This window comes from Devosia sp. CAU 1758, from assembly GCF_054482695.1.
On the sequence record NZ_JBTLRJ010000001.1, the window covers coordinates 1,182,501 to 1,195,547 of the forward strand.

Sequence of the window (13,047 nt, forward strand, 5' to 3'; positions counted from 1 at the left end):
GCCTCTCCTAGAGCTGACGCCGGAGCAGCGAGACAAAGCGGCGCTGCACGGCTTGCGGTTGGGTCTCGATGAGCGCCTCCGCGCGCTGCCGGAACGCAGGGTCCTCCAGATAGCGCCTTGCGACGTCGGCGCCCTTGTTGGTCGAGACCAGGAGGATCGTGTCGGCGTCGCCGATCTCGCGGGCGGATGGAGAGAGGCCCTTATGGTGATCCTGGATCAGACTGAACCTCGATCTGGCGATCCAGCTTTCCGTCGACCCGGTCCGGCCCGACCAGACAATGCTCTGGCTCGCCGCTTCCAGGTCGTCGTGACGTATCTGCGCCATGGCCAGGACGAGCCAGGCGTAGGAATCCGTCCTGGCGGCGGCTACGGCATTGCCGGCGAGGCGCTCGCAGAAGGGCAGGACCAACTGACGTTGTTGTTCGCTCGCAAAGCGGAGCAGGAGCGGTGGCGTCGACTGCATTCCGATTTCGCACATGTCCAGAAGGACCCGGCGGCCCTGCACGGAAAGTGGCATGCTCGCCTGGTCGGATATCATGCCAATGAATGTGGGCAGCCGGGACGTTCCCGATCCCAGCGCCGTGGTTTCAGCCTCGGCCCTTAGGGCAAAGACGCCCAGTGCAAATGTTGCCGCCGATATGGCGACAAGTGTCCACAAGAGCGGCCGTTGCTTTTGGTCCATGCTGATCACTCAACCGTCCATTATCGGGGTCGGTATCGCCCAATCTAGGTGTATTTGTCCACCGGATATACCCAACGCAGATTGACGAAACCTTCCAGCGCTCAAGAATACAGTCGAGGAACCGTGTCGCCGAAAAAATTGGCCACCTGGAGAAACGGAATGATCCATAGCAGTCGGTCGGTCTCCCGATCGCGGGTTAGGTGCTATAGGAATAGTATCCGCCGTACTTTTTATAGTAATCGGACCGGGACTGCTCCTGCTGGCTCAGTGCGACAAGGAGGGGGAGGTCTTCGCCAGCGGCGTCGACCAAAGCGGAGATGTTCCGCCTCGCGTCACTCTGCGAGGTGCTGGCCCATTTGACGACAAATACCATCGCGTCCGCCTGCTGACAAATATAGAGCGCGTCGACCACGGGGCCCACGGGCGGTGTATCGAGGACGATAAGGTCGAAGGTGCGACGCGCCGCCCTGAGGATGCGCTGGAACGAAGGATTGGCGAGCAATTGGTCGGTCGGTATATCGCTGCGCCTCGAGCCGACAAGGACGGACATCTTGGAGAGCGGGTCCTTGACGACGATCCGGGGCAGGGCGGTTACGTGATCGCCTTCGTCGGATTGGAGAAGTTCGAGAAGGCCCGTGTCCGGCTCGATGCCCAGGTGGCGGTGGACCGAGGGCTTGCGCAGGTCACAATCAATAAGCAGGACCGACTGTCCGGACATGGCAGCGGAACGAGCGATGGCGAGCGACAAGGTGGTCTTGCCCTCGTTGGGGTTGGACGATGTCACCATCAACACATTGCCGTTCCCCTGACCGGGGTCGCGGCGTTTCGATTTGCGGATGGCCTGATCGAATGCTGCCCTGGCCCTGCGGACCGATTCCGAGAAGATCGACAGGGGTGAGGTCACAACAAGGTCGGCGTGGCTTGCTGACTCGGTTTTTCCCTGCTGACGGGGGATGGTTGCTGCAACCGGACGCTTGAGCACGGTGGCAACCTGTTCGTCGGTCGTGAAGCCTCCAATGAGGTTTTCATAAAGGAATGCCAGGGCGACACCAAGTCCAAGACCGGCCAGGCCGGCAAGGAGGAGGATGAGCCTTGTATTGGGGAAAGAGGCGCCATTGGGAGCAAGTGCCGTCGACACGATGCGGCTATCGGCAAGCTGAAGATCCGCCTGGGCTTCTAGGTCCTGGGCACGAGACAACAATGTCTGATACTGGCGCCGCGCCAGTTCGGCGTTTTGCTGAAGCTCGAATATTTGCGTCAGGGTGTCGGCCGAAAGGGCCGAGCTGATGACCTCACCGCGCAGCGTTTGGCGAAGCGAGGCGCTTTGGTCCTGAGCCTGTTGGACTTCGCTTTGGAGGGCCGAGACCTCGGTATTCGCCGCCTCGACAATAGAGCGCTCAATGTTCTCCAGCTCTTGCCTGAGGTTGAGTTCAGTCGTGCTGTCCGTTGTCGTGTCGAGATCCTGCTGGAGGCGTTGGCGCTGGGCCTCAAGCGTGCTCAGTGCCTCGGATTGCAGATTGGTGACGATCGCATTGATGTCACTGCCGGCGATGGCGACCTGTACGGTGTTGGCCAGCGAGGCGGATCGTTCGCGCGCTGCTTCCAAGGCCGCGATCTGGCCCTGCAGGTTTGTCAGATCGCTTCTGCCACTGTCGCGCGCGATCGCGTCGATGTTTTCGGCGATGAAATCGTCATATGTGGTTTCCGACGTGACGATCGCGGTGCGGGCCTGCTCGAGCCGGCTCTGGATGACCGAGAGGGAGGCAAGGGCACTCGACACCTTGGAGGAAAGCTGATCCTCGATATAGACCTCGGCCAGGGCATTGGCCAGGTTTGCCGCTCTCTGGGCGTCTTCCGAGCGGACCTGCAGGGAGACAAGATATGTCAGCCCACGTCTTTGGACCGTCACGGCATTGCGCAGCTTGGCCAGTGTCTGGTTGAGCGCTTCGTCCCCCGAGGGAAGCTCCGGGATCGGCACACCGAAAAACGAGAGCAGCCGCGCCCTCAGACCGATGGAAACACCGAACTCTTCGTCCGAAACCAGTCGTTCGCGTTCAATGGCCTTGATCAGGACGTTGTCGGAACGGGCCAGTTCCACCTCGCTATCAATCCGGGCATTGTCCGCAGCCGAGCTGGCACCGGGCATGGTCGCGTCATCGAGGATGTTCTTGCGTGAGGGATCCACCAGCACCAGTGCGGATGCGGAAAAGAGTGGGGTCAGGGTGAAGGCCACCGCCGCGGCAACACTGACCACGAGAACGGTGGTCGCCAGGATCAGCAACAGGCGTCTCCGCAGCAGTCCGAGAATCCCGCGGATGTCGATCTCACTCTCTTCCATTACTAATTCCGTATCCTGCTGCGTTGTTCAGAATTGTCTTTGTATTGTCGGCATGCCCGGCGCGAAAGCCCCAGGTAAGACTGCAAGGCACTTGCCCGATGCAGGCCAGAAGTGGTTCGACCTGATCGAGTACCCCTTGGTGCCTATTAATGGTTCTCACGGCCAATGCAGATGTCACAAGTTGTCTTTCGGGATGCCCGTAGCGATCGATTTGCTTCGTGAGTATTGCACGTTCCCTCTTCGATAAAACCTAACGCCTTTGTCCGACGCTGGTGGTCGGAAGCGTTCGCGCTAAATGGAGACAGCGCAAGAACAAACAGTCCCAACCAGATCGATCGCGACGCAAATTGCCATGGATCGATACGACTTTCCATCCATTGTCCGACGAAGCTATGACTAGAGTTAAATTGTTTCGTCACTATCGAACGATCGCAGGCGACTCTGATCCTCCCATAAAGAACTGTTGGCCGTTCCTCCTCGTTTCGCCAGACTAAATCGCGGCACTCAAGGCCGCTGCCAAGTGGCGCGACGGACGTCGCGATCCCAGTTTTTTCAGACATATCGGAATTTTGCGACAGGTTGCTCTACTACAATTTACCGTGAAAGAATAGGGGCTTACAGGGGGGCGCTTCTCTCGGAGGCCCGGGGCCGGACGGGATGAGGCGATAGGGACTACCATAGAGACCGACGATCCACGCACGCGACGTTGAACGGTTGCTGATTGTAGTTGATGGGTGAATTAAATGCAGGGTGCCGAGTATACTAGATCATTACTTTCCATTCTTCGATAGCATTTTTGCGAAGAAACTTTTTCTCAGAAATTGGGCGAGGAAGTAATGGTATTCGGTGCGGAGCTCTTGAGCATTCCGCTGGGGTATGGGAGCTATGCACCTCATCGGTTGGCGTGTTTCCTGACCAGGGCGCCTGGCCCGAGGGCTGACAAAGGCCTCACGACCGAGTGGAAGACGGCGTGTCGAAATGAAAACCGACTTTCCTTTGATAAGCGCGCCCGGCCGACGATACTGACTTCGCCAATCCCTTCTTTATCGCCTATGGCGATGTTCGGTTCGCTCAGATGGCGGATGCCGTCTGATGTTTGGAGTTTAGGATGAATACGGTCAAGCGCACCCATCTCGATGCCCTCGAGGCCGAGAGCATCGAGATCCTTCGGGAGGTGGCGGCCAGTTTCGAGCGGCCGGTGATGATGTATTCGATCGGCAAGGATTCAAGCGTCCTGCTGCACCTGGCGCGCAAGGCCTTCTATCCCAGCAAGATTCCTTTTCCGCTTCTGCATGTGGATACAACCTTCAAGTTCCGCGAGATGATCGCCTTTCGCGACCGGACCGCGGAAGAATACGGGTTCGACCTCATCCGCCACACCAATCAGGACGGCGTGCGCGACGGGATCAATCCGTTCGACCATGGCTCCTCGCGCTATACCGACATCATGAAGACCGCGGCGCTGCGCCAGGCGCTCAATGCCGGCAAGTATGACGCGGCGATCGGCGGGGCGCGGCGCGACGAGGAAAAGAGCCGGGCCAAGGAGCGAGTGTTTTCCCACCGCAATGCCAGCCATGCCTGGGACCCCAAGAACCAGCGCCCCGAGCTGTGGCGGACGTTCAACACGCGGCTCAATCCGGGCGAGAGCATGCGGGTGTTCCCGATCTCGAACTGGACCGAGCTGGATGTGTGGACCTATATCTATGACCAGGAGATCCCCATTGTACCGCTCTATTTCGCCAAGCGCCGGCCTGTGGTCGAGCGCTCTGGCACGCTGGTGATGGTGGATGACGAGCGCATGCCGCTCAATCCGGGCGAGGTGCCACGCGAGGAAATGGTGCGCTTCCGCACCCTTGGCTGCTATCCGCTCACCGGGGCGATCCGCTCGGACGCGGCCGATCTGCCCTCGATCATCATGGAAATGCAGGCCAGCCGCACCTCGGAACGCGAGGGCAGGCTGATCGACAGCGATTCGGTGGGATCGATGGAAAAGAAAAAGCAGGAAGGGTATTTCTGATGAGCGTGGCCATGCCCAGTCCCAACACCGATCTCGATCTCTGGCTGGCGCAGCAGACGGAGAAGTCGCTCCTGCGTTTCCTGACCTGCGGCAGCGTCGATGACGGCAAATCCACCCTGATCGGCCGGCTGCTCTATGACAGCCAGCTGGTGCTGGACGACCAATTGGCGAGCCTTAAGAAAGAGAGCCACAACCGCCATGTGGGTGATGAGGGTATCGACTTCTCGCTTCTCGTGGATGGTTTGACCGCCGAGCGGGAGCAGGGGATCACCATCGACGTCGCCTATCGGTTCTTTTCCACCGACAAGCGCAAGTTCATCGTCGCCGATACCCCGGGTCATGAGCAATATACCCGCAACATGGCCACCGGCGCCTCCAATGCCGAGCTTGCCCTGGTGCTGGTGGATGCCCGCAAGGGCGTCCTCACCCAGACCCGGCGCCACAGCTTCATCCTCTCGCTGGTGGGCGTGAAGCATGTGGTGCTGGTGATCAACAAGATCGACCTGGTCGACTATGACCAGGCCGTCTTCGACCAGATCGAAGCCGAGTACCGCGCGTTCGCGGAGCCGCTGGGCTTCAAGACCCTCGCCACCATTCCGGTCTCGGCGCTGCGCGGGGACAATATCCTTGCCTCCAGTGCCAAGACGCCCTGGTACAAGGGCAGTGCCCTGGTCCCCTATCTCGAAACCATAGCGGTCGAAGAAGACCGCACCACGAGCCCCTTTCGCTTCCCGGTGCAATGGGTCAACCGTCCCAATCTCGACTTCCGCGGCTTCTCGGGGACCCTCGCCTCCGGCGAGATCGCTGTCGGCGACGAGGTGCTGGTCGCGGCCTCGCGGAAACCTGCCGCGATCAAGCGCATCGTCACCATGGATGGTGACCTCGACCGCGCCGTGGCCGGGCAGGCCGTAACGCTGGTCTTGGACCGGGAAGTGGATATCTCTCGCGGCGATGTCCTCTCGCGGCCTGGCGAGACGCCGGAATATTCCAACCAGTTCCAGGCGCGCCTGATCTGGATGAACGAGGAGGCCGCCTTCCAGGGGCGCTCTTACCTCCTCAAGCTCGGCACGCAAGTGGTGCCGGCGACCATCACTGATCTCAAGTTCCGCACCAATGTGAACACATTGGAAAAGACCGCGGCGACCAAGATCGATCTCAACGAGGTCGCGACGGTCACCATTGCCACCGATCGTCCGGTCGCCTTCGACCCCTATGCGACCAATCCGCTGACCGGCGGGTTCATCCTCATCGACCGGCTGACCAACGCGACGCTGGGGGCAGGGACCATCGAGTTCGGGCTGCGCCGGGCGCAGAACCTGACCTATCAGTCCTTCGACGTGAACCGGGATGTCCGCGCCCAGATGAAGGGCCAGAAGCCCCATATCGTCTGGTTCACGGGCCTGTCGGGATCAGGCAAGTCAACGATCGCCAATCTGCTCGAGAAGCGCCTCACCGCCGAGGGCCGGCATTGCTACATCCTCGATGGTGACAATGTGCGCCATGGCCTCAACAAGGATCTCGGCTTCACCGAGGCGGGGCGCGTGGAAAACATACGCCGTGTCGCCGAGGTGGCCAGGCTCATGGCCGATGCCGGCCTCATCGTCCTTGTCTCCTTCATTTCGCCCTTCGAAACCGAGCGGCGCCTGGCCCGTGAGATCGCCGGAGACATCGGTTTTACCGAGGTCTATGTCGATACTCCGCTGGAGGTGGTCGAAGCGCGCGACCCCAAGGGTCTCTATGCCAAGGCGCGCCGAGGCGAGATCAAGAACTTCACCGGTATCGACTCGCCGTTCGAGGCACCGGCAAATCCCGACGTGCTGCTCCAAGGCGGAGGCGACCTCCCTGAAGTGCTTGCCGACGCGCTTTATAACAAGCTTATTCGGTCGCTGTTACCAAAGTGATCCCACGCCGAAAGGCCAAGTCGCACCTGTCCGGAAGTCATGTGGCTGAACTCGCATCATTATGGGATCGCTCGAGCAAATTAATGGATTCAATTGCCTCGGGCGCGAGAGGCCGTATGCTTGAGGTATTGTGAGCCGTGGATTTGTCGGCCGCTGTAGCGCTCCGGTCAGGTATCAATAAGGCCTTGCCTACATAGAAGTAGGTGAGGCCGCAGGCAAAGCCTGCGATCGCGGCCAAGACAAGACGAAGTATCAACTCCGCTCAGGCACCTTATCGTGTTCCAATGTGCGTCGCCAGACGCTGCGTCAGCCTAGGCTGTGTTGGCAAAAGGGGCTCTCAAATCGCTGCCTGACTGATTCAAGGCTTTCTTTCAGAGGAGGCAGTTTTGGCTCGGGGCGATCTGACTGATGATGAGTGGGCGCTGGTAGGGTCATTGTTGCCGGCCGAGCGTGGTCGGTGGCCTATCAGGCCGGTGCAGCGATCAAGGACATTGCTGAAGCCAGTGGTCATGATGAAAAAGAGTGCGAGCGGATAATCCGCCAACACTATCTGGCAAGCGGCGCTGATGAGGCAATTCTAAAGCTTCAGTCAGCTGGTGCGTTCGCAGCTAAACCCACCAAACTGTAAACCACGCCTGAAATTGTAAACCGAGAGCCTATCACTACCAACATGCAGACAACTGAAGAGCACGCAAATGCTGGAGAAATCTGGTGCCGGCAGCAGGGTTCGAACCCGCGACCCCCTGATTACAAATCAGGTGCTCTACCAACTGAGCTATACCGGCGCGAGGAAGCGTCTAGCATTCGTGACTTCTACAAACAAGCGGGGTAACACAGGCTTTTGCGGTATCAGGGCCTGGAGAGATCCGTGGCGGGTCTCAACTCCTGATGTGATGCCTATCCGCCAGCCTGCGGCCCTTCGTGGTGGCTCCAATTCGGAGGAGCGCTGCTTCTGGCGGCCAGTTGATGTCATTTGACTACGAATGGGATCACGAAGGGTTACTCGGCGGCGGCCTTCATTGCCTCAAACATACCGAGCTTGTGCAATTCCTCGATGAAGCCGGGGCGGATGTCGGGGCGGTCGAGGGCGAACACCACATTGGCAGTCAGGAAGCCCAGCTTGGAGCCGCAGTCATAGACTTTGCCTTCATATTTGACGCAGGTGAAGCGCTGCTGGCCCATCAATGTCTGCATGGCATCGGTCAGCTGGATTTCGCCACCCGCGCCGCGCGTCTGCTCGGCCAGCAGCGCAAAAATCTCGGGCTGCAGGATGTAGCGGCCTGAGATGAACAGGTTCGACGGCGCGTCTTCGCGTTTGGGCTTTTCCACCATGCCATTGATCGCAAAGCCCTGGTCCGGGCCATCGCCGCGCACCACCACGCCATAAGAAGACACATCCTCCCAGGCGCATTCCTCGACCCCGATGATATTGCCCGAGCGCTCCTCATAGGCGTCCATCATTTGCTTGAGCACGCCAGGCTTGGCGCGGAAGATCATGTCCGGCAGCAGCAGCGCAAAGGGCTGGTCCCCAACGATGTCGCGGGCGCACCAGACCGCGTGGCCCAGGCCCAGCGGTTCCTGCTGGCGGGTGAAGCTGGTGCGGCCAGCCGAAGGCAGGTCCTTGCGGAGTTCGTCGAGCGCTTCGGTCTTGCCGCGGGCCTCCAGCGTCGCCTCCAGCTCGAACTGGCGATCGAAATGATCCTCGATGACCCCCTTGTTGCGGCCGGTGACGAAGACGAAATGGTCGATGCCGGCCTCGCGCGCTTCATCCACCGCATATTGGATCAGCGGGCGGTCCACCACGGTCAGCATTTCCTTGGGCATGGACTTGGTGGCCGGCAGAAAACGGGTGCCAAGCCCGGCGACGGGAAAGACGGCGGTCCGGACGCGTTTGGACATGGTGGTCTCCTGGTTGCTCGATCGGTCAGGCGCGACCGAACTCGTCCTCGATGCGGATGATGTCATCCTCTCCCAGATAAGAGCCGGTCTGGACCTCGATGAGTTCGAGTTCGATCTTGCCTGGATTGGCCAGACGATGAACGCAACCGAGCGGGAGATAGATGGATTGGTTCTCGCTCAGGGTCGTCACTGTTCCATCCACGGTCACCTCGGCGGTGCCGCGTACCACGATCCAGTGCTCGGCACGATGGTGGTGCTTTTGGAGACTAAGTTTTTTTCCAGGTTTGACGAAGAGGCGTTTGACCTGGAAACGATCGCCATTGAGGATGGAGGAATATCCGCCCCAGGGACGATAGGCAGTGCGATGGATTTCGGTCAGGCCGGCAGTCTTGGTGTCGGCGCGCAGGCGCTTGACCATGTCCCCGACCTTCTGGGCGTTCGACAGGCGTCCGACATAGACCGCGTCATTGGTGGCTATGACCGCCACGTCATCGAGGCCGCTGACCGCGACATGGGCATGGTCGGAAATGACGAGCGATCCCGTAACGCCATCGAGGGTCACCGCGCCCTGGGTCACGTTGCCGGCGCCATCGGGACTTCCGTTTTTCCAGACAGCGTCCCAGCTGCCAAGGTCGGACCACCCGAAATCGACAGCCACGACAGAGGCTTTTTGCGTCTTCTCGAAGATGGCGTAGTCGACCGAAATGCCGGGGGCGGCGGCAAATGCGGTGGTGTCGAGACGGACGAAGTCGAGATCGGTCCTGGCCTTGTCGATCGAAGCCCTGGCGCTGGACAGTGTGTCGGGAGCCAGGGTCTTGCATTCATCGAGAAACGTGCCCGCCGCGATCATGAACATTCCGGAGTTCCAGAAGTATCCGCCTTCCGCGATCATGCCGGCGGCGCCCTCCGCATCGGGTTTTTCCACGAAACGCTGGACGGGCCTGGCGCCCTCGCCAATGGCGGCGTCCGACTTGATATAGCCAAATCCGGTCTCGGGATGGGCGGGCTGGACCCCGAATGTAACAAGCTGACCCTCGGCGGCAGCGTCGCGGGCATGAGCGACGGCCAGCCAATAGCCGGCATCGGCATCCACGTCATGGTCGGAGGGAAGCACGTGGAGAACCGAACCCTGGCCGAATAACTCGCCCGCCTGGACGGCCGCGACCGCGATTGCCACGGCGGTGTTCCGCGCTACCGGTTCGAGCAGGATACTCGAGAGCGCGATCCCCACCTCCGCCGCCTGCTCGGCGACTATGAAGCGATACTCGGCGTTGGTCACCACTATGGGGGCCGTGTAACGTCTGTCGTCGGCGACCCTGAGAAGGGTATTCTGGAAAAGGCTTTTGGCGCCGGTCAGCGGCAGGAATTGCTTTGGTCTGGCCGCCCGTGACATCGGCCAGAGACGCGTGCCTTGGCCGCCGGCCAGGATTACCGGTACAATTTTTTCGCTCACGATCGATCTGCCCCAATCATTAGACGTCGCCACGGCACCAGTGTACCGTCCTCAATTCATGGACCTGATACCATGTCATGCCTAAGACAATCGACGCGAATTACTTCGGTGGTTAACTGCCTCGCGCCGCAAGATAAACGATCAAGGCGACCTGGCTATTGCGCAATTGGAGACACACCCATGCAAATTCGGCATCCCGATTCGCTCTAGAGTCGGACGCCCGCTTCGAGGGCGGCGATGTCCCCTTGGTCGAGCGCGCTGAGGGTCTTCATCATCAGTCCGCGAAAGATCGGTTCCTTCTCGTCCAGATGGGCGGAAATCGCTGGCAGGCCGTTGATGCTGCATACAAGCGAGGTGGCCAGGGCCGCCTCGATCTCGGATCGCATGAGCGGGAGGGCGCGGGCGCCGGGGCCGACGAGAAGGATGTGCGACGGGTCGAACATTGCCAGCATGCGGCTCAGGCCAAAGCCGATCGCCCGGCCCGCCAGATTGAAGCCGTGGGTCGCGGCCCGATCACCCTGTTCGGCGCGCTGCACCAAAGACTCATACTGTTGTGCCGGAACGGCAGGGGCAGGGGGCGTGTTCTCAGGCACGGAATAACTGGTTCGCAGCACGCCATAGTCCGCAGCATAGGCCTCGATGCAGCCGCGCATACCGCAGCGGCAGAGCGCGCCGTTGGGCGTGTGGTTCATATGGCCGAATTCGGTGCCGCCGCCTTCGCCACGTCCGGTAATCTGGCCGCGCAGGCTGAGCCCCATGGCGACCGTCGAGCCGATAAAGACCGTGGCGACGCTGGCATCATGCAGGTTCGGGTCGAGCCAGCGCGTTCCTTCGGCCAGCAACCGGCCGCGCTTGTGGAGGGTCACCTGGAGGCCGGACTGACTGGCCAAGTCGGTGGCGAAGGCTGTTCCGGCCAGATGGGCGATGGGCGACCATTTCACGCCACTGCCGTCACGGTCGAGAATGCCCTGAACCGAAATGGCGATGCGGCGCAGGTTGGGCGCGGCCTTGGGGGTCCGCTGCCGCAGGCTTTCGAGGTGCTCGTCAAAGAAGTCTGTCGGGGTAAGATCCTGGAAAGTTCGGGGGGTCACACTGGTCTCGATGCGGTCCACCAAGATGCCCGCATAGTCGACCAAGGACGCGCGCAGCCGGTTCACGTCGAGCTCGAACAGCGCGACGTAGGACGCGGTGCGCCTGAACCCCACCAGCGTAGCAGGCCGACCGCGCATGCGCCCATCGGTGCGCTCGGGGTTGGTGAGTTCCTCAACGGCGCGCTGCGTCAGTAGATCCTGCATGATCGCGGTCACACTGGCATGGCTGAGACCGGTGACGCCCGCCAGGGCAGTACGTGATTGCGGTCCACCGGACCGCAGCGCGGCCAGGATCAGCCCGCGATTCTGTCGCCGGACGCTATCACTATCGCTGACGTTTCGCGTCAAGCGCACTCCTCCCCAACCCCGGCGTCCAAATCATCACTCAATGGGCCATATCGCAACCGGTGATTATCTTCGAGCCTCGAAATTGAAGTTGACATGGCGCTTGGCCACATGCGAGAGGTTTTTTCGAGCAGTAAAATAATGCTCAAGGGCGCAGGAGGCGGCGCCTGGTTGGGGTTATGCCGCCAACTTGCATTGCGGGCAGCGTGCTGCCCATTGGGAGGACATCATGAACAAATTTGCAGCGATCCTGCTTGCGTCGACGGTTCTTTGCGGGGCCGCAATTGCGCAGGACCAGATCGTCGTCGGCGTTTCCTGGAACAACTTCCAGGAAGAACGTTGGAAAACTGACGAAGGCGCCATCAAGGCCGTGCTCGAAGCCGCTGGCGCCCAGTATATTTCGGCTGACGCCCAGTCGTCCGCCTCCAAGCAGCTGACCGACATCGAAAGCCTGATCAGCCAGGGCGCCGACGCCATCATCGTCCTGGCGCAGGACAGCGAAGCTGTCGGCCCGGCCGTGGCCGCCGCCGTTGCCGAAGGCATTCCGGTGGTTGGTTATGACCGCCTGATCGAGAACCCCGACGCCTTCTACCTGACCTTCGACAACAAGGAAGTCGGGCGTCTGCAGGCTGCCGGTGTCGCTGCCGTCCAGCCTGAAGGCAATTATGTCTTCATCAAGGGCAATTCGGCCGATCCCAACGCCGATTTCCTGTTCGAAGGCCAGATGGAAGTTCTCCAGGCCGGGATCGACGCGGGCACCATCGTCAATGTGGGCGAAGCCTATACCGACAACTGGAATCCCGAAGTCGCCCAGGCGAACATGGAACAGTTCCTGACCGCCAACAATAACGAGGTCGACGCAGTGGTCGCCTCCAATGACGGCACTGCCGGCGGCGCCATTGCTGCTCTCAGTGCCCAGGGTCTTGCCGGCGCAGTGCCGGTCTCGGGCCAAGACGGCGATCATGCCGCCCTGAACCGCATTGCACTGGGCACCCAGACCGTTTCAGTCTGGAAAGACGCCCGCGAGCTGGGCAAGAAGGCCGCTGAAGTGGCCCTCGAGCTGGCTGGCGGCACGGCGCTCGACGCCGTTACCGGCGTGGTTCCCTTCGCTGGCGGGCCAAAGGGCGTGACCATGAACGCCTTCTTCATTGCCCCCGTGGCTATCACCAAGGACAACCTAAACGTCGTGATCGACGCCGGCTGGGTTGCCAAGGATGTGGTCTGCCAGGGCGTGACGACCGGTTCGGTTGCTGCGTGTAACTGATACTGTCTTGATTTAGACTGGTAAAGAAGTGGGGGGGGGGGGGGGGGGGGGGGGGGG

The 13,047-nt window shown here is 60.7% G+C and carries 9 protein-coding genes and 1 tRNA gene; 4 read left to right on the forward strand and 6 right to left on the reverse strand.

Features of this window, described 5'->3' with window-relative positions; genetic code table 11:
* Positions 1-7: 7 nt before the first annotated feature.
* Positions 8-682 carry a hypothetical protein gene (locus ACXYMS_RS05995; protein ID WP_458904507.1) on the reverse strand — a complete coding sequence of 225 codons (675 nt, stop codon included), beginning with the start codon at positions 680-682 and terminating at the stop codon, positions 8-10.
* Positions 683-878: 196 nt separating this feature from the next.
* A complete protein-coding gene (locus ACXYMS_RS06000) occupies positions 879-3,020 on the reverse strand; it encodes a Wzz/FepE/Etk N-terminal domain-containing protein (RefSeq protein ID WP_458904508.1) in 2,142 nt (713 codons plus the stop codon).
* Positions 3,021-4,128: 1,108 nt separating this feature from the next.
* Here ACXYMS_RS06000 and cysD point away from each other — a divergent pair.
* The 3 genes from cysD (at position 4,129) to ACXYMS_RS06015 (ending at position 7,566) form a co-directional block, all read left to right on the forward strand.
* Entirely contained in the window at positions 4,129-5,037 is a 909-nt protein-coding gene (gene cysD / locus ACXYMS_RS06005; protein WP_458904510.1) for a sulfate adenylyltransferase subunit CysD, read from the forward strand.
* Positions 5,038-5,048: 11 nt separating this feature from the next.
* Positions 5,049-6,938, forward strand: a complete 1,890-nt coding sequence (gene cysN, locus ACXYMS_RS06010; RefSeq protein ID WP_458904512.1) for a sulfate adenylyltransferase subunit CysN — start codon at positions 5,049-5,051, stop codon at positions 6,936-6,938.
* Positions 6,939-7,395: 457 nt separating this feature from the next.
* Entirely contained in the window at positions 7,396-7,566 is a 171-nt protein-coding gene (locus ACXYMS_RS06015; protein WP_458904513.1) for a hypothetical protein, read from the forward strand.
* Positions 7,567-7,647: 81 nt separating this feature from the next.
* Here ACXYMS_RS06015 and ACXYMS_RS06020 read toward each other — a convergent pair.
* The 4 genes from ACXYMS_RS06020 to ACXYMS_RS06035 all read right to left on the reverse strand — a co-directional run bounded on the left by ACXYMS_RS06020 (position 7,648) and on the right by ACXYMS_RS06035 (position 11,729).
* A tRNA-Thr gene (locus tag ACXYMS_RS06020) sits at positions 7,648-7,723 on the reverse strand.
* A 214-nt stretch (positions 7,724-7,937) separates the two neighbouring features.
* On the reverse strand, positions 7,938-8,837 hold the full coding sequence (gene galU / locus ACXYMS_RS06025; RefSeq protein ID WP_458904514.1) for a UTP--glucose-1-phosphate uridylyltransferase GalU: 900 nt from the start codon (positions 8,835-8,837) through the stop codon (positions 7,938-7,940).
* Positions 8,838-8,862: 25 nt separating this feature from the next.
* Positions 8,863-10,290 carry a mannose-1-phosphate guanylyltransferase/mannose-6-phosphate isomerase gene (locus ACXYMS_RS06030; RefSeq protein ID WP_458904515.1) on the reverse strand — a complete coding sequence of 476 codons (1,428 nt, stop codon included), beginning with the start codon at positions 10,288-10,290 and terminating at the stop codon, positions 8,863-8,865.
* 206 nt (positions 10,291-10,496) lie between these two features.
* A complete protein-coding gene (locus ACXYMS_RS06035; RefSeq protein WP_458904517.1) occupies positions 10,497-11,729 on the reverse strand; it encodes an ROK family protein in 1,233 nt (410 codons plus the stop codon).
* A gap of 226 nt (positions 11,730-11,955) precedes the next feature.
* Here ACXYMS_RS06035 and xylF point away from each other — a divergent pair, with 226 nt between their 5' ends.
* Positions 11,956-12,990, forward strand: a complete 1,035-nt coding sequence (gene xylF / locus ACXYMS_RS06040) for a D-xylose ABC transporter substrate-binding protein (RefSeq protein ID WP_458904518.1) — start codon at positions 11,956-11,958, stop codon at positions 12,988-12,990.
* Positions 12,991-13,047 lie beyond the last annotated feature (57 nt).